This is a genomic window from Pandoraea communis (assembly GCF_902459745.1).
In the GTDB taxonomy this organism is placed as follows: Bacteria; Pseudomonadota; Gammaproteobacteria; order Burkholderiales; family Burkholderiaceae; genus Pandoraea; species Pandoraea communis.
Genome location: NZ_CABPSJ010000002.1, coordinates 123,092 through 141,334, shown reverse-complemented (window position 1 = coordinate 141,334; position 18,243 = coordinate 123,092). Strand labels below are relative to the sequence as shown.

The 18,243-nt window shown below is 64.1% G+C and carries 16 protein-coding genes; 8 read left to right on the top strand and 8 right to left on the bottom strand.

What is annotated here, in order from left to right:
• The first annotated feature begins 39 nt into the window (after nt 1–39).
• Complete coding sequence (locus PCO31110_RS06990) at nt 40–324, top strand: acylphosphatase (protein ID WP_010808037.1); 285 nt, start codon at nt 40–42, stop codon at nt 322–324.
• 152 nt (nt 325–476) lie between these two features.
• On the opposite strand, the gene PCO31110_RS06985 is transcribed toward PCO31110_RS06990, so the two are convergent.
• Nucleotides 477–2,120: a methyl-accepting chemotaxis protein gene (locus PCO31110_RS06985; RefSeq protein ID WP_150689998.1), complete on the bottom strand. Its 1,644-nt coding sequence runs from the start codon at nt 2,118–2,120 to the stop codon at nt 477–479.
• 385 nt (nt 2,121–2,505) lie between these two features.
• Here PCO31110_RS06985 and PCO31110_RS06980 point away from each other — a divergent pair, with 385 nt between their 5' ends.
• Nucleotides 2,506–4,032: an ATP-binding protein gene (locus tag PCO31110_RS06980; RefSeq protein WP_150689997.1), complete on the top strand. Its 1,527-nt coding sequence runs from the start codon at nt 2,506–2,508 to the stop codon at nt 4,030–4,032.
• Here the strand turns inward: PCO31110_RS06980 and trhA are convergent.
• From trhA to PCO31110_RS06965, 3 genes are all read right to left on the bottom strand, one after another.
• Nucleotides 4,023–4,667: a PAQR family membrane homeostasis protein TrhA gene (gene trhA / locus PCO31110_RS06975; RefSeq protein WP_036662451.1), complete on the bottom strand. Its 645-nt coding sequence runs from the start codon at nt 4,665–4,667 to the stop codon at nt 4,023–4,025. The genes PCO31110_RS06980 and trhA overlap by 10 nt on opposite strands.
• A gap of 28 nt (nt 4,668–4,695) precedes the next feature.
• Entirely contained in the window at nt 4,696–5,253 is a 558-nt protein-coding gene (locus PCO31110_RS06970; RefSeq protein ID WP_150689996.1) for a peroxiredoxin, read from the bottom strand.
• A 158-nt stretch (nt 5,254–5,411) separates the two neighbouring features.
• On the bottom strand, nt 5,412–5,924 hold the full coding sequence (locus PCO31110_RS06965; protein ID WP_010808032.1) for an Lrp/AsnC family transcriptional regulator: 513 nt from the start codon (nt 5,922–5,924) through the stop codon (nt 5,412–5,414).
• Nucleotides 5,925–6,096: 172 nt separating this feature from the next.
• Between PCO31110_RS06965 and ilvB the strand changes: the two genes are divergently transcribed.
• From ilvB to astA, 6 genes are all read left to right on the top strand, one after another.
• Nucleotides 6,097–7,917, top strand: a complete 1,821-nt coding sequence (gene ilvB, locus PCO31110_RS06960; protein WP_150689995.1) for a biosynthetic-type acetolactate synthase large subunit — start codon at nt 6,097–6,099, stop codon at nt 7,915–7,917.
• 195 nt (nt 7,918–8,112) lie between these two features.
• Nucleotides 8,113–8,892 (top strand): basic amino acid ABC transporter substrate-binding protein, encoded by a 780-nt coding sequence (locus tag PCO31110_RS06955; protein ID WP_217427268.1) that lies wholly within the window; start codon nt 8,113–8,115, stop codon nt 8,890–8,892.
• 150 nt (nt 8,893–9,042) lie between these two features.
• Nucleotides 9,043–9,795, top strand: coding sequence for an amino acid ABC transporter permease (locus PCO31110_RS06950; RefSeq protein ID WP_010808029.1), 753 nt, complete (start codon nt 9,043–9,045; stop codon nt 9,793–9,795).
• Nucleotides 9,779–10,501: an amino acid ABC transporter ATP-binding protein gene (locus PCO31110_RS06945; protein WP_010808028.1), complete on the top strand. Its 723-nt coding sequence runs from the start codon at nt 9,779–9,781 to the stop codon at nt 10,499–10,501. Before PCO31110_RS06950 ends, PCO31110_RS06945 begins: the two co-directional genes overlap by 17 nt.
• A gap of 201 nt (nt 10,502–10,702) precedes the next feature.
• The gene (locus tag PCO31110_RS06940) at nt 10,703–11,944 is read left to right on the top strand and encodes an aspartate aminotransferase family protein (RefSeq protein WP_150689994.1); all 1,242 of its coding nucleotides are present in this window, start codon (nt 10,703–10,705) and stop codon (nt 11,942–11,944) included.
• Between the two features lie 189 nt (nt 11,945–12,133).
• The gene (astA, locus tag PCO31110_RS06935) at nt 12,134–13,198 is read left to right on the top strand and encodes an arginine N-succinyltransferase (protein ID WP_174979479.1); all 1,065 of its coding nucleotides are present in this window, start codon (nt 12,134–12,136) and stop codon (nt 13,196–13,198) included.
• Between the two features lie 35 nt (nt 13,199–13,233).
• Here the strand turns inward: astA and PCO31110_RS06930 are convergent, their stop codons facing one another.
• The 4 genes from PCO31110_RS06930 to PCO31110_RS06915 are packed head-to-tail and all read right to left on the bottom strand — an operon-like array spanning nt 13,234 to nt 18,099.
• Entirely contained in the window at nt 13,234–14,211 is a 978-nt protein-coding gene (locus tag PCO31110_RS06930) for a Csu type fimbrial protein (protein WP_150689992.1), read from the bottom strand.
• A complete protein-coding gene (locus PCO31110_RS06925) occupies nt 14,208–16,811 on the bottom strand; it encodes a fimbria/pilus outer membrane usher protein (RefSeq protein WP_174979392.1) in 2,604 nt (867 codons plus the stop codon). The genes PCO31110_RS06930 and PCO31110_RS06925 overlap by 4 nt, the downstream gene beginning before the upstream one ends.
• The gene (locus PCO31110_RS06920; protein WP_150689990.1) at nt 16,798–17,556 is read right to left on the bottom strand and encodes a fimbrial biogenesis chaperone; all 759 of its coding nucleotides are present in this window, start codon (nt 17,554–17,556) and stop codon (nt 16,798–16,800) included. The genes PCO31110_RS06925 and PCO31110_RS06920 overlap by 14 nt, the downstream gene beginning before the upstream one ends.
• A 15-nt stretch (nt 17,557–17,571) precedes the next feature.
• Entirely contained in the window at nt 17,572–18,099 is a 528-nt protein-coding gene (locus tag PCO31110_RS06915; RefSeq protein WP_150689989.1) for a Csu type fimbrial protein, read from the bottom strand.
• Nucleotides 18,100–18,243: the final 144 nt, after the last annotated feature.

Genomic DNA, 18,243 nt, shown 5'->3' with positions numbered 1-18,243 from the left:
ATGGTCTCGCACATCCATCGATCGCAGCGGGAGGGGGCAATGACGGCAACGTGGCAGGTCGTAGTGCACGGGCGGGTGCAGGGAATCGGCTATCGCGCGGCGTGCGTGGCCGAGGCGCGCAGGATCGGACTCAGCGGGTGGGTGCGCAACCGTCGCGATGGCTCGGTCGAGGCCATCGCACATGGCGAAGCCGCTCAGTTGCTGGCGTTGTGCGAGTGGATGCGCCAGGGGCCGCCGGGGGCGCAGGTGTCGTCCTGCGACATTGATAAGGCGTGGGTGGCGGAGTTGCCGCTCAAGGACTTCGAGCAACGCGCGAGCATTTGAAGCAACGCGGCGGTGCTGGCGTTGCACCGCATGCCGGGAGGGCTTCCGGCACACGGGACGCCCGTCGTGTCGACGGGGCGGCGTCGGAGGATGCCTGAGGCCGCAACCGCGAAGTCCCGCCCCCCGGTCGGCCGGCGATGGCGGCTTCGCGATCAGGCGGCCAGTGCCAACGTGCCCGGTGCTGGGTTGAGCGTCGCGTTTGCGGTACTGCCTGCGTGGGAATGAGCGGCTTCGTGAGCCGACAGACGGAACAGGGCCACCGACTCGCGCAGGCGGGCCGCCTGTGTCTCGAGTGCTGCCGCTGCGGCAGACGCTTCTTCCACGAGCGCGGCATTCTGCTGCGTCATCTCATCCATTTGCGTCACGGCCCGGTTGACCTGCTCGATGCCGCTCGACTGCTCCACGCTGGCAGCCGAGATCTCTCCCATGATGTCGGTGACGCGTTTGACCGACTGCACGACTTCCACCATTGTGGCGCCAGCGCGCTCGACCAGACGGGTGCCGGTCTCGACGCGGTTGCCCGAAGCCTCGATCAAGCCCTTGATTTCCTTGGCGGCCGATGCGCTGCGCTGTGCCAACGTGCGCACTTCGCCCGCGACCACGGCGAAGCCGCGGCCCTGTTCGCCAGCGCGTGCGGCTTCGACGGCGGCATTGAGCGCCAGAATGTTCGTCTGGAAAGCGATGCCGTCGATGACCGTCAGGATATCGGTGACCTTCTGCGAGGCTTGTGCGATATCGCGCATCGTTGTCACGACTTCCTGTACGACGTCACCACCGCGTGCGGCAGTATCCGACGCCGTGACGGCCAACTGGCTGGCGGCACGGGCATTTTCGGCGTTTTGTTTGACGACGGCCGTCAGTTCTTCCATGCTCGCCGCCGTTTGCTCCAGCGACGACGCCTGCGATTCGGTACGTTGCGAGAGGTTGGCGTTACCGTCGGCAATCTCGCGTGCGCTGGTGTGAATGGCTTCCGTGCTTTCGCGCACGGTGCCGACCGTGCTCGCGAGCCCATCGCGCATCCGGCCGAGGGCGCCGAAGAGTTGGCCCATCTCGTTACGCGTGTGCTGTTCGACTCGCTGACTCAGATCGCCTGCGGCGATGCGCTCGAAATGGGAGATGACTTCGCGGATCGGCCGCAGCACGGCGCGCGCGAGCATCGCCCGGCCCCACAGTGCGAGGAGCAGGGCAATGACCAGCGTGGCCCCCATCGCAATGCGCATGACGTTGTAGCGCTGCTGAGCCGCGTCGAATCGGGCCTTCTGGCGGGCGACCTGAATGTCTTGCAGCTCACGCAGGGCCGAATCCAGGGCGGCGTACGCCGACGGCGCAATGCGCGCCTGAATCTGGTGGAACCCGGCCACGTCACCTTGCTTTAGCGCGTTGAGCGCCGGTGTCACGACTTTATCGAAAAAGGTTCGGCGCTTGTCGTCGGCCGTCTTGGCCAACTCCGCTTCGTGCGCATCTTCTTTGGGACGTTTCAGATAATCGTTCCAGAGCGCGTGCGAAGCGGCGATGTACTGAGTGCCCCGGTTAAGCACTTTTTCCGACTCTTCCTGATTTGCTCCGAGGCTGACATACGAAGCGTAGGTCGCCATCGACAGACGGGTCCGCAGAATTTGCTCGCCAGTGCCCTTGAGTTCGGCCAGGGCGGGGGTATCTTCCGTGGCCATCTTGCTCAGGGATTCGTTGCTGGAACTGAGTGCCTGAAGGCCCAGAACGCTGACGAGGACGAGTAGTGCACCAAGCAAACCTAGGACCAGTGTCAGGCTGGTCCGAATCGTAATGTTCTTATACATATGGATTGATGGATTGAATGCCCTGGGCGCGATGTGAGAGCGTGCGGCCTCCCCGCCAGTCGGAAAGTGCAAGACGGGTCATAGGCATTATCGGCAGATGAGAGTCGGAACTTGAGTTATTCGGCTCGGGCGATTCCGAATGTGTGGCGTCCGCAAAAGAAGATCGGAATTTGCGCAGTCGCAAGCGCCTTGCAAAAGGCCAGACTTAACGACTCCTGCAGTTCTTCAGTACGCCGAAGCGCGTGATTCGTGACGAGGCGTCAACGACGCGATGAATTTCAATAAATTCGATTCCCGATGCAGTAGCGCCGATCCCGGACGGTATGAATCCGATGGGGTGCACGGCTATGTAAGAGACGACCGACAGGACGTCAGCATTTTTCGAATGGCGCTGGTGCATGAGTTGCGGGCCCCGCTACAAGTGTTGCAGGGGCATCTGGACGCGCTTTGCAGCGGTGTCGATGGCGGCATGGAGGCCAAAGCCGGGGCGATCGCCCCCAGCGAACGGCTTGGCGCCATGCGCAGCATGCTCGGCGTGGTGGCGGGCGCCGTGGACGATGTGTTGCAGCTGGGGCAGGGCGAGGCCACGCATCTGCCGCTGCATGAGCGCGTTTTCGAAGTGCGCGCGAGCCTCGACGAGGAGGTCGATGCGTTTGCGGGCGCCGCGCATGCCAAAGGGCTCGTGCTGGGGTGCCACATCGCCGACGACGTGCCCGTCATGATGTGGGGCGATGCCGCTCGTCTGCGCCAGATGTTGCGAACGCTGCTCGACAATGCGCTGAAATACACCGTTTGCGGTGGGGTTGCGGTCAGCGTCTCGTGGGATGCCGCGCCGGCGCATGCGGCAATTCGGCGCGATTCTGCCGAGATCGGGCAGCGCGGAGGCGAGCGTTCGGGGCAATTGACGATTGTCGTCAACGACTCGGGGCCCGGTATTCCTGCTGGCAAGGAAAATGCGGTTTTCGCGGCGTTTGCGCGCGCGGATCGCTCGGTGCCGGGGACGGGGTTGGGGCTGTGGATCGCACAACAATGGGCGCAGCGCATGGGGGGCTCGTTGTGCGTTGAACCGTCGACATCGGGGGCGCGGTTTCGGCTGACCGTGCCATTGGCGAAGCCGTGCTCGATGCCCGTAGTTGACGCGGACGATGCTGTCGCGCCATCGCCATCTGCGCCGCCATCGATTCGAGACGTGCCTGTCGCCCATGTGGACGTGCGCGCTGGACTGCGCGCGCTGGTGGTCGACGATCACGTCATGAATCGCGCCATCCTCGCGGATCAATTGATGTCGCTCGGGTGCGTCGTCGAGCGCGCGGAAGATATCACCGAGGCGCTGCTGCAATGGATTTCACATGATATCGACGTGGTGCTCACCGACGTGCAACTCGGCGGCGCGTGCGGTCTGACACTGGCGAAAACGCTCCGGGCACTGGCCCCGGTGCTTCGCCGCCGGGCCCCCGTAGTATTTGCGGTGACCGGGTCGGTGGTTGGGGCACGTGCCGCCCGAGAGGCCGGCATCGACGATGTTCTGACGAAGCCGGTGTCGCGGCAGCGGCTCTCTCGGACGCTGGCGGCGCGGTGGCCATGCCCCGGTATTGGCGGGAAGGAGGGTGTGGAGGGCGTGGAGGCGACTGCGCCGGGCGGTACGGCTGAGCCCCCGAAAGCGACACGGCCGTCGTTGGTGGACGACCCCTACGCGCGACGCATGATGCGCGAGGAAATGGCCAAGGATCTTGCGCGCTTTCGCCGGTTGATCGCCACGCATCGCCCCGCCGATCTCGATGCGGCACAAGCGTTGCTGCATCGCATGCGCGGGGCGTGCCGGATGTTCGGGGATCCGGCGTTGACGGCGCGATGCGACCGGCTATCCGAGAAGCTGGCGGATTGCCGGATCGCGCCCGGCGATCACAGATAGCGGCAGACGGCGAGATAGTGGCAGGCAGTGCCGCCAACGGCGAACAGATGCCAGACGAGGTGCCCGAACTTGATGTGGCCGTCGAGTGAATAGAAGATGGCGCCGACGGTGTAGGCAACACCGCCTGCGTAGAGCCATCCCGCACCGGGGCCAGGAATGGCGGCGAGCACCGGGCCGGCGACCAGCACGGCCATCCAGCCAAGACTGATGTAGATCAGGGTGGAGACGAGCGGCCGGTCGAGCAGGCCGAGCGTCTTTGCGATCAGTCCGGCAATGGCCATTACCCATACGCCGGTCAGCAGTGGCCAGCCCCACGGGTCGTGGAGGATTTTGATCGTGAAGGGGGTGTACGTCCCGGCAATGAAAAGAAAGATGGCGCAATGATCGACCCGCATGAACAACTGCTTCGCGCGACCGTCGGGCAGCCCGTGATACAGCGCGGAGGCCAGATAGACGACCACCATCGTGACTGCGAACACGCCAATGCCGATCTGCTGCACCGTGCTTGACATGGGGGGGCGGACTGCCGTGAAGAGGAAAGGAATCGCTGCGAGAGCCGCCAGGCACGCAACGCCGTGACTGGCGCTATTGGCGAGTTCTTCACTTCGGGTTTGTGCTCGTGTCAGGGCTTTCATGCTGCGTCATCCTGTGATTCGACTGCGATCATGCAGGGTGCGCGGCACGCCACTTGCGGACGGCTTCCATCGTGTTGGCGACGTGCTTGTCCGGATCGAGGCTCACGTAGCTGTAGATCACTTTGCCGTCGGGGGCAATGACATACGAGACGCGATTGGCGTAATCGGGTTTGAGCGAAAGCACTGCGTCATAGGCGCGCATGATGTGCTGGTCGGTATCGGCCGCCACGGCAAATTTGCTGCGGCACTCGGACACGGAGAACTTGTTGAGTGTGTCGATGTTGTCGTGCGAGACGCCGATGACCGTCGCGCCCATCGCCTTGAACTTGTCGGTCGCCTCGGCAAAGTCGTGGGCTTCGATCGTGCAACCTTGGGTGAACGCCGCAGGATAGAAGTACAGCACGACGGGGCCGGTCTTGAGCGTGTCGGCCAGCGAGAAGGTGAATACCTTGCCGCCGAGCGACGCCTGAGCGGAGAAATCCGGCGCTTGAGTGCCGTTTTTCAGAGCGGCATGCGCGGGGATGAAGCACCAGGCCGTCACACCGATAATGGCGGCTGCGGCAGTGAATCCGAACCAACGTTTCATGCATGGCTCCCGAAGTGGATGTTTAAGGATAGAGGCTTGCGAGGGCGCTGTCCAACGTGCATCGTCGTTTCCGACAATGCCGGTAGCGCGGCGTCCCTGTCCGTCGAGCGGCCGTCAGTCTACTGACTGCTTCGTGACATGCCGTTGTCAGTCTGACGTTATGGAGTGCCGGAGGAAGCGCCGGCAATCCCGCCAATATGCGCAGGGGTGTCACCGATCGGCAGGACGGTCGTCGACTTGATCTGTGAGAGCGCGATCATCGAGTTGACCTCCTGGACCATCGGTAATTGTGAAAGCCGCTCGAAGAAAAATCGCTCGTAAGCCTCGACATCGCGCGTGACGATACGCAGCAGAAAGTCGACGTTGCCCATCAGCACATGGCATTCGAGAACTTCGGGGAATTCCTGGATCGCCTTCGAGAACTCCGGCAGCGCATTGCGGTTGTGGCCCGCGAGCTTCACATGCGCGAAGAGCATCACGTTCAGCCCGACCTTCTTGCGGTCGACCAGCGCGACACGCCGCTCGATGACACCCTCGGCATCAAGCCGATCGATGCGGCGCCAACACTGGGATTGAGACAGGCCGATGCGCTCACCGATTTGGGCGGCCGAGAGCGATGCGTCCACCTGAAGGATTGCGAGAATTTTCTCGTCGAATTCGTCAAGTTGCATGATTGATTCCTAAATCGTTTTTTATATGAATGAATCATGTGAAAACAACGGGATTTTGTCAACGATACGCGAAGCATTTACCGGCTGATCGCCGTATGCTTGAGGCTTATTAGGCACATTTGCCGCAACAATCCGCCCTCGTTCGACGGAATCCGCAGGAAATCACGTACCCATGAAACTCGATCTGACGTTGCCCGCTGCCGAAACTGCGACCGGTGCTGTCGCCCAGCCCGTTGCCCCGTTGTCTGCCAAAGGCGCAGACCTCATTGCGCGCACGCTGGTCGAGATTGGCGTCGACACGGTGTTCTGCTATCCGGGCGGAGCCAACCTCGAGATGCTCGACGCGCTTTCGCGCGTGGCGATCGCCCTGGTACGCACCGAGCACGAACAGGGCTCGGTCTTCGGTGCGCAAGGCTATGCGCGCGCCACCGGCAAGCTGGGTGTTTGTCTGGCGACCTCGGGGCCCGGCGCCACGAATCTGGTGACCGGGATTGCCGATGCCGCAAGCGATTCCGTGCCGGTCCTCGCCATCACCGGGAATGTCGCCACGCACTGGCTCGGCAAGAATGCGTTTCAGGAAGTGGACATTGTCGCCATCACCAAGCCCGTGACCAAGCTCGCCCGGCAGGTGCGCGAGCCGCGCGACATCCCCGCCGCGCTACGTGAAGCGGCGGCGTGCGCGCTGGCAGGCCGTCCCGGCCCCGTTCTGCTCGATTTCCCGAAAGACATTCAACAGGCGCGGCCCGACCAGCCGACCGATAAGCGTTTCACGGCGCCGGTGCCGGCCGGAATGAGCGAAGAGACCGCTCAACGGATCGCCGCCTTGCTGGCGAAAAGCGAGCGCCCGGTGATCTATGCCGGAGGCGGTGTGATCGCCTCGGGCACCGGGGCGCGGCTTGTCGCGTTGGCCGAAGCGCTCGATTGCCCGGTGGCCCTCACCATGATGGGCCTCGGCGCCATGCCGGACGACCACCCGCTGCTGCTCGGTCCGCTGGGCATGCATGGGGCCTACGCGGCCAACGTTGCGGTGAACGAAGCAGATCTCGTGCTGGCGCTCGGTGTGCGCTTTGACGATCGCGTGATCGGCGATCCATCGTCGTTCGCCCGCCACGCAAAGATCGTCCATGTCGATGTCGACGCCGCCGAAATCGGCAAGAACAAGCCCGTCACGCTTGGCGTGCATGCGGATCTGCGCGACGCATTTACCGGCCTGCTGGCCCATGCGAAGCGTCTCGGCGTGCCGGACTGGCACGCCTACCTGCACGAGCGCCGCGAGGCGCATCCGTTACGCACGGCCCAGCCGGCCGCGGCCGGCGAGGCGATTGTCCTGACCGGCGTCGACGTCATCACGGCGCTGGCGGCGCTGCTGCCGCCGGAGGCAGTCGTGACCACAGGGGTTGGGCAGCATCAGATGTGGGCAATGCAACACCTGCGGCTTCGTCAGCCGCGCACCTTCCTGTCGAGCGCGGGCTTTGGCACGATGGGCTTCGGTCTGCCGGCAGCCATCGGTGCGAAGGTGGCGTTGCCTGACGTGCCGGTGGTCGACATTGACGGTGACGGCAGCCTCAATATGTCGGTGAACGAGTTGTCGACATGCCGCCGGTACGGGTTGGGCGTCAAGGTGCTGGTCATCAATAACCAGTGGCTGGGCATGGTCCGGCAATGGCAGGACATGATCTACGCGCGCAATCGTGTGGCGTCGTCGCTGGTTGACCCGAACGCGCCTGAGGGGGCTAACGACGGACGGCCGTATCCGGACTTCGTCACCATCGCCGCCGGTTACGGCGTGGCGGGGGCGCGCGTCACCCGCGCGGAGGAATTGCGCGCCGCGCTCGTGCGTATGCTGGAAGACCCGAGCGAGCCCTACCTGCTGGATGTCCTCGTCGCTCGCGAAGACGACGTCTACCCGATGATTCCTGCAGGCAAAACCTATCGCGACGTGGTTTTCGGTCCCGGACAAGCCGCCGGACCCATCGCGGCAGGGGCGTTCTGACACCCCCGTCAACGGGGCCGGACAACGGTAGAAATACGGCGTTGCTCCGGACTGGTTTCATTCTCGCCGCATGAGAATTGCGCGACGCGTCGCGAGATCGCAACGACACCACCCGCTTCGGCGGGTTTTTTTCGCTTCGAGAGCGTCGAGGAGTATCATTGCGCTCTTTCAAGAATTCTCGCTAAGGAAATCAACATGTTGACGAAGCGCCTCGTGCTGGCTGCCGCCTGTTTTCTGACGACATTCGCCGCGGTGCCGGCAGCGCAGGCCGCCGATCCCACGTACACCGTGGGTGCCGGCGGCACGTATCGCCCGTTCGAGTTCGAAACGCCGCAAAAGGAACTGGTCGGCTTCGACATCGACATCATCAAGGCGATCGGCAAGGCAGGCGGATTCAACGTGAAGCTGGTCAGCACGCCGTGGGAAGGCATCTTCGCCACGCTGGATCAGGGCGATCGCGACATCATCGTTTCCGGCATCACCATTACCGACAAGCGTCGTGAAATGGTTGACTTCTCGGTCCCGTACTTCCCTGCGGATCAGGTCATCATCACCTCGCCGAACGCCAAGGTCGCCGGTCTGGCCGATCTGAAGAAGCTGCAAGTGGGCGTGGTCAACTCAAGCACGGGCGATATCTCCGTCTCGGAGGAGCTGGGCAAGGCCAGCACGGCAATCCGCCGCTTCGACAACACCCCGCTGATGCTCGAAGAGCTGTATCGCGGCGGCGTGGACGCCGCAGTGGGCGACGTCGGCGTGATCAAGTTCTACATCAAGAGCCACCCGGAAAAGCCGTTCAAGCTGGTCTACGACAGCAAGTTCAAGCGCCAGTACTTCGGCATTGCCGTGAAGAAGGGCAACAAGGTGGCGCTCGACAAGATCAACACCGGTCTGAAGAAGATCGTGGCTGATGGCACCTACGCCAAGATCTACAAGCAGTGGTTCGACGCCGACGTGCCGACGCTGCCACAACAATAAGCAGCGCGTGTAAGATTCGCGCCACGCGCGCCAGACATCTGGCCACTCGCGGCCCGTGAGCTGATCGTCGACTCCCGACGTCAACCCCCGGGCCGCGAGCGTTTTTCTGCCGGGCAGCCGGCTCGTTTCATTTTGTGAGAAAGGTGCTTCATGGGTGGGTTCCAGTGGAACATCATCAGCGAATACATGCCCCTGTTCGTCGAGGGCACGCTGATGACGCTCAAGTGCACGGTGATCTGTGTGATCGCCGGCACGTTACTTGGGCTCGTGCTTGGCGTTGGCCGTCTGGCCGAAGCGCGTCACGGCTTCTACAAGTATTTCCTGCGCTACGCGGTGCAATATCCGGTTCGCTTCTACGTCAGCTTCTTCCGGGGCACGCCGCTGTTCGTGCAGATCCTGCTGATCCACTTCGCACTTATGCCGCTGCTGATCAATCCGTCGGGCGGTGTGCTCGTGAGTGGCGACCTGGCGCGTGAAATCCGTTCGCAATATGGCGCGTTCATGTCGGCGGTGTTGGCCATTTCGCTGAATGCCGGGGCATACGTTTCCGAAATTTTCCGCGCGGGCATTCAGTCGATCGATCGCGGGCAGGCCGAAGCTGCCCGCTCGCTGGGCATGACCTACATGCAGACGCTGCGCCGCGTCGTGCTGCCGCAAGCCTTCCGCCGCATGCTGCCGCCGCTGGGCAACAACGCCATCGCGATCGTGAAGGACTCGTCGCTGGCATCGGCCATCGGTCTGGCAGAGCTGGCCTACGCGGCACGCACCGTGTCCGGTGCGTACGCCCGCTACTGGGAGCCGTATCTGACGATTTCGCTCATCTACTGGGTGATCACGCTGGTGCTGTCGGCATTTGTTCAACATCTGGAAGTGAGGTACGGCAAAGGTGATCGTCGTCAATAACCTGCAGAAGCAGTACGGCGATGCGCACGTGCTGCGCGGCATTTCATGCCGCATCCAAGAAAGCGAAGTCGTTTGTGTGATCGGGCCGTCGGGTTCGGGCAAGAGCACGTTCCTGCGCTGCCTGAACGGTCTGGAAGACGTGAGCGGCGGCGAAGTGCTCGTCAACGGCTTTCATGTGGAAGATCCGAAGACGAACATGAATGCCATGCGCGCCAGTGTAGGCATGGTGTTTCAGCGCTTCAATCTGTTCCCCCATATGTCGGTGCTCGAGAATCTGATTCTCGCGCCGATGCAGGTGAACGGCATCAAGCGCGCCGAGGCCGTGACCATTGCCGAGCAACTGCTGCGCAAGGTGGGCCTGATCGACAAGATCGACGCGTTCCCGAACCAGCTCTCCGGCGGTCAGCAACAGCGTGTGGCCATTGCGCGTGCGCTCGCCATGCAGCCCAAGGTCATGCTCTTCGACGAGCCGACGTCGGCACTCGACCCGGAACTCGTGGGGGAAGTGCTCGAAGTCATGAAGTCGCTTGCCGATGAAGGCATGACGATGGTGGTGGTGACCCATGAGATGGGTTTCGCGCGCGAAGTCTCCGACCGTGTTCTCTTCATCGATCAGGGCGTGATCATGGAAGAAGGCAAGCCGGAACAGATCTTCTCGGCCCCGAAGCACGAGCGTACGCGCGAATTCTTGCGCAAAGTCCTGTAATTCTCACGATTGCGACGCGCGCAGAGGTATATCCGCGCGTCGCATCTGATTACAATGCGGGGGTACGCGCGCCGAGTGCTGTTGTGAAACCTGTTCGCAGGCGGCGCGCCGCAGGCACCCTGAGCCCCCAGCCAGGTTTTTTCACAGGGCAGTGACCTTTGTCCGGGCCTGCCCCGCAATCGAAGATTTCACGAGGTAGTCATGAGCCAGCCAATCGCTGTGACCCGCCAGACGTTCGACGACGTGATGGTGCCCAATTACGCTCCTGCCCAGATGGTGCCCGTGCGCGGCGAAGGCTCGCGCATGTGGGACCAGCAGGGTCGTGAGTATGTCGATTTCACCGGCGGGATCGCGGTCAACGCGCTCGGCCATGCCAATCCGGAACTGGTGAAGGTCATCGAAGCGCAGGCACGCAAGGTCTGGCACATCGGCAACGGTTATACCAACGAACCCGTGCTGCGTCTGGCCAAGGCGCTCACCGAAGCGACGTTTGCCGATAAGGCGTTCTTCTGCAATTCGGGCCTCGAAGCCAACGAAGCTGCGCTCAAGCTGGCGCGACGCTATGCCTACGATCACGCCACCGAGCGCGGCGGCAAGGAAAAGAGCGAGATCATCTCGTTCTACAACTCGTTCCACGGCCGTTCGCTCTTTACGGTCAGCGTGGGCGGTCAGGCAAAGTACACCGAAGGTTTCGGCCCGGTTCCCGCCGGCATCATGCATTTGCCGTACAACGATCTGGAGACCGTGGAGGCGACGATTTCCGACGCGACGGCCGCCGTCATCGTCGAGCCGGTGCAAGGTGAGGGCGGTGTGCTGCCGGCCGATCCCGCATTCCTGAGGGGACTGCGTGCCCTGTGCGACGAGCACGGCGCGCTGCTGATTTTCGACGAGGTGCAAACGGGCGTTGGCCGTACCGGCACTCTGTACGCATACGAACAATATGGCGTGACGCCGGACATTCTGACCACCGCCAAGGCGCTGGGCAACGGCTATCCGATTGGCGGCATGCTCACCACGAGCAAGATCGCAGCGAGCTTCTCGCCGGGCACGCATGGCTGCACGTACGGCGGCAACCCGCTTGCCACGGCCATCGCCGGGCGCGTGCTCGAACTGATCAACACGGCCGAGACGCTGAACGGCGTGAAGGCGCGTCACGACTATTTCATCAAGGGCATCGAGGCCATCAACGCGCGTCATGGCGTGTTCGAACAAGTGCGTGGCATGGGGCTGCTGATCGGTGCGGTGCTCAAGCAGACCTACGCGGGCCGCGCGAAGGACATCGTGGTGGAAGCCGAGAAGAACGGTCTGATGCTGCTGGTGGCCGGGGGGGACGTGGTGCGTTTCGCCCCGTCGCTGAACATCCCGTTCGCCGACATCGACGCCGGCCTCGCGTCGCTGGAAAAGGCGGTGGCAACGGTCGCTGCGACGGCGAAGGCGGCCTGACGGCACCTGACTCACCTCGAAACTGAGCCATAGCGCGCAGAACCTCGGGCCGGACCGGCGGATGACGTCGCTCCGGCCCTTGTTTTACCTACTTCGCCGGATGTGCCCATGACCCGTCAATCGAAAATGGCGACTGCCCCCCACGCTCCGGCCCCGACGGACTTGCCGGACGACGGCACGGCGACGTCGTTGCGCGTGGTTCGTCTGGCGCAGCCCGGCGATCTCCCCGCCTTGCTGAAGCTGGCCGCACTGGCCGGGCCGGGCATGACGTCGTTCAAACCCGATCAGGCGGCGCTCGAAGCGCGTCTGGCCCGCGTTGCCGCGACGGTGCAAGGGCATGCGCCCACGGGCGAGCAAGGCTATCTGTTCGTGATGGAAGATGCGCAGACCGGCGAGATTGCGGGGGTGTGCGGGCTGGAAGCCGCAGTCGGGCTGGAGCAACCGTTTTATACGTATCGCAAGGATACGATCGTGCATGCGAGCCGCGAACTGAATGTCTGGTCGCGGATGTTGACGCTATCGCTCTCGAACGACCTCACCGGCTACAGCGAACTGTGCTCGCTGTTGCTCGATCCGTCCTGGCGCGGGTCTGGCAACGGCGCGCTGCTGTCGAAAGCGCGTTTCCTTTTCATGGCGCAGTTCCCCGAGCGCTTCGGCCCGCACGTATGCGCCGAGTTGCGCGGCTATTTCGACGACGAAGGGCAGAGCCCGTTCTGGCAGTCGCTGGGCCATCGTTTCTTCAAGATCGATTTCGATCAGGCGGACTACCTCACGTCCATCGGCAAGAAGTCGTTCGTCGCCGAACTGATGCCGAAGTATCCGATCTACGTCGATTTTCTTTCTGCGCAGGCGCAAGCCGCCATCGGCGTGACACATCGCGATACGCTCCCGGCGCGCCGTTTGCTGGAACAGGAGGGCATGCGTTCCGGCGCCCACGTCGATATTTTCGATAGCGGCCCCGTGCTCGAAGCGCGTGTCGCCGACTTGCGCGCTGCACGCGACAGCCGGTATCTCAGCGTGAACATCGCGCCGAACGACGGCGAAGAAAGCAGTCCTGCGCCGGCGGTACTGAACGCAGAGCCGTATCTCGTTGCCCGCCTCGCCCTGGACGGGTTCCGCGCCACGCTGGTCACGGGGCGTCCCGAGCGGCGCGCGTTCACCCTCAGCCCGCTCGCAGCGCAAGCGCTTGGCGTCAAGCAGGGCGATCGCATCCAGGTGTTGCCGCTCAGGCCGCCGCGTGCCGAAGCGGTGTGAGCCTCTTCGGCACCCTTCCGGCGCTTGCCGCGTCGTCAGAACTGAAGCGTTGCCGTCACGGTGTCTGTGTAGACGCCGGCAGCCGGTGTCGATTGCGACGGCACGCGCGCGTAAATCGGGATGAACTGCACCAGCCCATTGCCCACGCCGGTCAGTTGTGATGTGCCCGAGGTGCCGTCCCCCCAGATGGTGGCGTAGCCGCCGTCCAGATAGAGTTGGTAGCTGACGCTGCCGCCCGTCGGGCCGGTCATGCTGCGTGACGTGACGGTGCCCAGCAGCCCGCCGGACAGGCTGACGCGATACGCGTCGTTGTTCGTGCATTGCACCGTGAGCTGGCCGGTGCCGGTGACGGGGCTGGTCAGCGCCGATTGCGTCGCGAAGGTGATGTTGGCGGCGGCGATGGTGCAATTGTTGATGACCGTCACGTTCGCGTTGAACGGCGTGCCCGGCACCGCAGTCATGGCACTGCCGCAAGCGGGGGCGGGCGAGAGGGCGGCGTACGACGCATATTGCAGACTCATGTCCCCCGGTGCGAAAGCGTGCGTATAGACAGTGTTGCTGCTGCCGGACGTCGGCACGGTCGTTTGTGCCGCTGCAATCCTTCCGTAGACATTGACGTTCTGCGTCAACGTGCCGCCGAGGAGCGGGCGAGCCATGGTCAGGGAGATGGCGTTGCCGGTGGCGCTTCCCCACGTGTTCGAGAACGATGGATCGGTGAAAAGTCCGAAATTGATAGCATTGCCTGCGTTGGTGAGCGTGAGCGGCTGACTCGCATTGAGCGCGAGACAGAGTTTGACGTTGGGATCGCCGCCAAGCACCGGCCACGTACATGAGACGGGGACCGTGCCGGTTGCCGAAATGGCGGCACCGGAGATCGGACTGAACGCCGCGAACGCGAGCGTCGGCGTGCCGAGCGTACAGGTCTGCGCTTGCGCACCCACACTCAGGAGCACGAGGCCGGTAGCCGCTGCGCAGCGCTGCGAGATCCGTAAAATCCACGTCGCCCATGTCATGAGTGATCCTCCTGTGCCGAAGGCGTGGGTGAAGCGGGCTCATCCGGCGGGGGCTGCGCGGGACGCTCGTCGGCGAGCGTCCCGAAAGCTACGCACTCCAGCGGCCCCACGCGGCCAATCCGGCCCTCGGGTGGCGCGGTCCAGTCGAACGAAACCCGGCACCGCTGGTGTGCGTCACGAGATTCGAGGGTATTGCGCGGTCCGAGGGCGTCGATAAAGACTTCCCCGTCGTAGCCAACCACAGTCACGACACCGCTTTGCATGTGCTGCACCGAAGTGCCCGGACGCAACGGCCTGCCTGCGGTATCCACGAGCGTGACCAGTGCCGCCTGGTAGCGCCGCACGGGGAAATGCACGAGTACGCCGCTGCCGGCTTGGGGCGCGATGCGCCGCTCGGTCGTAGCGACTTCCAGATCGGCCGGCAGATGCATGGGGTCGATGTCGATCCGCGTCGTTTCGAAACCATTCAGATCCGGCACAAGGAAGTAGCCGCGCGAATCCGTGAGGCCGATGGGCACCGATTCGCGGAGTACCGGCACGTCGGCCTGGCCATCGGCACTCACCAGGGCGAAGGCGTCGTAAGTGCGCCGCAGGGCATGCACGCTGTTGTCCATGACGACGACCGCGCCGGTCATGCCGAGCGAGGCGCCTGTCTGGTGTCCGACTTGTTGAGCGAGCGCCGAGATCTGACCGTGGCGCCCGAGATACTGTAATTCGCCTTGCACGGTGCGCTGCGAGAAGGCATGCCCCCCGAGAACTTGCCAGCCCCAGCCGCCGCTGTAGTCCGGGGTACGGGTGGCCCCCACCCACGCTTGGGTCTGTCCGTCCTGCTGATTGAACGATGTGTTCCCTAGCGTGCCGCCGCCAAGCAAGACGCTGAGCATGGCAAATACGCCATGAGCGCGGCGGCGGGCGAAGTCGCGAAAGCCGCCGATGGAGAGCATGCCGCGTGTGCCAGCAGGCAATGACAGACTCGCCGACAATACGCGGGTCGCCGGCTGGCGAGGCGTGCGTTGGGCGAACCAGGCGAGCGAGGCGGTGCTGCTGCGCGCGAACGGTACGGAAACGCTTACACGATCGCTGGCATGAGGGGCGGGGACGCCGTCGAGCGATGCGATATCCCGGTAACGTCCTGCCGTCCGGATGATTTGGGCGTCGATGCCGAGGCGTCGTGACAGGTATTGATAGCCGGCACTCCACTGACTGCCTGTGCCTCGGCCACCCGACACGGCCGCCGACGCGCTGACGACACCTGCGCGGCCGAGCGCCATCAGGACACCGGCACCGCCCAGGGCGAGCCGCCGTCCGGCCTGCGCCTGCGTTTCCACTGTCAAGGTATCGGTCGCGCCGTAGCGTGCGGCAATCGACGCGACGGGGTCGCGGCGATAGGAGAACGAGCGCACGCCGTAATCGTCGCGCGGAAAGCCGGCTTCCACGGAGAAACTCGACAGTCCGCGTGCGAGCAGCCGGGGGTCGATATAGAGGGTAACGGTGGTGACCTGCTCGCGCCCGAGCGCATCGCGTGTCACAACGCTCGCCTGCAAGTCGCCGGTGAGCCCCGGCGTCTCCTGAATCACGAACGGCCCCGGTGGCACGCGGCCACCCATGCGTCGCACGCCGTCGAGGTACAGATCGACCGACGACGGGACAACGGCGCTGCCGCGCAACGCGGGAACGGGAAACGTGACGAGATCGGGACGCAGGCTGAAATTGCGCCGCCATTGCAGACCGGCGATGCGCAGGGAGCGTGTCCAGGAAAGGGAGCCGGTGATCAGGTCGCCCGCCGTCCAGCTTGTCAGACGGGCCGGATCGTCGTGTTGCCACCAGGTGTCGTAGCGACGGTATCCGCGCCGCCACGGGGCATGCTCGACGAGGCCAGTCTGGCGCACCGTGCCCCCTGGCCAGAAGCCACGGACTTCGCTCCAGACAGACGCCCGCGTGAACCGGTCGCGCTGCACATAGCCGTCGTAGTTGATGAGCACACCTGTACCGGACGTCGCGCTCAAGATGGCGGGAGGCGGACTGCCGAGTCGATACGGTGCGAGCCACGCATCGCTCACTTGCAGCGAGAGCGTCTGATGCATGGCGTCGTAGGCTGTGTCGATGCCGTCGAGCGCATCGAGGGCGACTTCCGTGCCGCCGGTCTTCGGCAGGCGGCCGGGTATCAACCCGAGCGCACGCAGATCGCCTGCGCGCACGAACCATCGACCCTGTCTGCGCTCGACGGGCACCAGTTGGTCCGTCGACTCGCCGTTCACAATCACTTCAAGGACATAGCGCCCGTCGAGCCGGGAGACGCCGCCGGGGCGGGGCGACGTGAGCGTGGCGGCGGCCGAGCGCATGGCGTCGTCGAACAGTGCGGTGCCTGCGACGTCTTGCCTCAGAGAGCTGCCGTCGCCTGAGGTCACGGCGGGAGACGCTGCGTGCACGTCGCCTGTCTTGCCCAGCGAAGCGACGGCGCATGTCATCGTGGTAGCGATCGCCGTGGCCACGGTAATCGACGCTGCCTTTGCCTGCCCCGGCAGCGCAGAGGGCCGGGCGCGGCGAGCGGGGGCGACATCGGGAGCACGGCGTACGCGGGCACGGCTAGCGCTCGTCATCCGACGCCGGGCCAGCGGCAAAGCGCATCGGTACCGCGTCGACGCGCGACTCCACCGTAAAGGGGGCGATGGGCCGGGTGCCGGCGGGCCAGCGCAGGGGGAAGCGCCGCGTTTGCCCGGCGAGGACATAGCCAAGCAAGCCTCGGGCCAATTCGACGCTACGCCCGGAGGTATCCAGCACACGCGTCGCGCCGAGCTGCGCATGGCGCTCGCCGTCGTTGCGCACCTCCACCTCGCCCTGTGCCATGCGCACGTCGAAATGCAACGAGGGTGCCTGCGCGTCGCGGGCTTGCACGAAGACCGGCAGCGAATACCGCAGACGGATCGAGACGCCATCGGTAACGGCAGCGTCGGCTGACGGCAGTTCGTCAACCAGCAGCCGGTAGCTCTGCTCGTGATGTTCGGGTTTTTGCGCCACATGCACGAGCCGGACGATCTGCCGCTCACCGGGCTCGATGCGCACGATCGGCGGGCTGGCAATCAGCGCCTCGGTGGGCGTCAGGACGTTATCGCCATTGCGTTGCGTCCACGCGTACAGGCGCAACTGGCCGTGAATCGGCAGATCGCCGGAGTTGCCCAGTGTGAGTGTGGTGGCCGGCTGCGTGGGCAGGATATTGACGATGACCGGCGAGACTTGCAGCGTCGCACCGTTACCGTCGGTCGCGCAGAAGGCGAGCAGGGCGACGAATGCGCCGCCGCAGGCGTAGGCCGTGGGACGGCGTACGACAGGTCTCGAAGGGGTCATGTTCGATCCCGCGTCTTAGAAGTACACGGTCGCCGTGACCGTCGACGAATAGACGTCCGGCGCGGGCATGGTGGCCGACAGCGTGGCCTGTCCGTAGACGGTATACGTCTTCAGCGTCCCCGTGCCCGAGTCGTTCAGGGTATTCGTGCCCTGCGTGTTGCCCCACGGCGTGCCGTAGCCGGAGTCTTGAAAGAGGCCAAACGGAATCGTGGTGGTATTGCCGGTGAGCGTGCCGGCGAGCAGGCGGTTCGTCTCCGTCGAACTGGGTACCGTGCCGGCGTTCAGGCCGATGTTGTAGCCCGTCGACGCCGTGCAAATCACCGTGAGCGACGATGTGCTCGCCACCGGGCCGGTCGCCGACCCTTGCACCGCGTTGAAGGTCATGGGCGTGGTGGCAATGGTGCAGCCGGGAAGGATCGTCAACTGCACCCGCATTTGCGCCGTTGCCGACCCATTCGAATAGACGGCGGCGCGCGCCGGTGCGGTTTGACTGAGTCCGTAGACAATCCAGGAAAAGGCCAGAAGGCGCAGCGAACGGTTCATTGTCGTTCTCCTTTGGAGTCCTACTTGAGGTTAGGGTGGTACGATGCGAGAACTACGTAAACGACGGCGATGCACGCGCCATCTGAAGACGTTTTTTACGTAGTTTATGAAGGCGTTTGGCCGAAATGCCTGAGGGTGCATGGC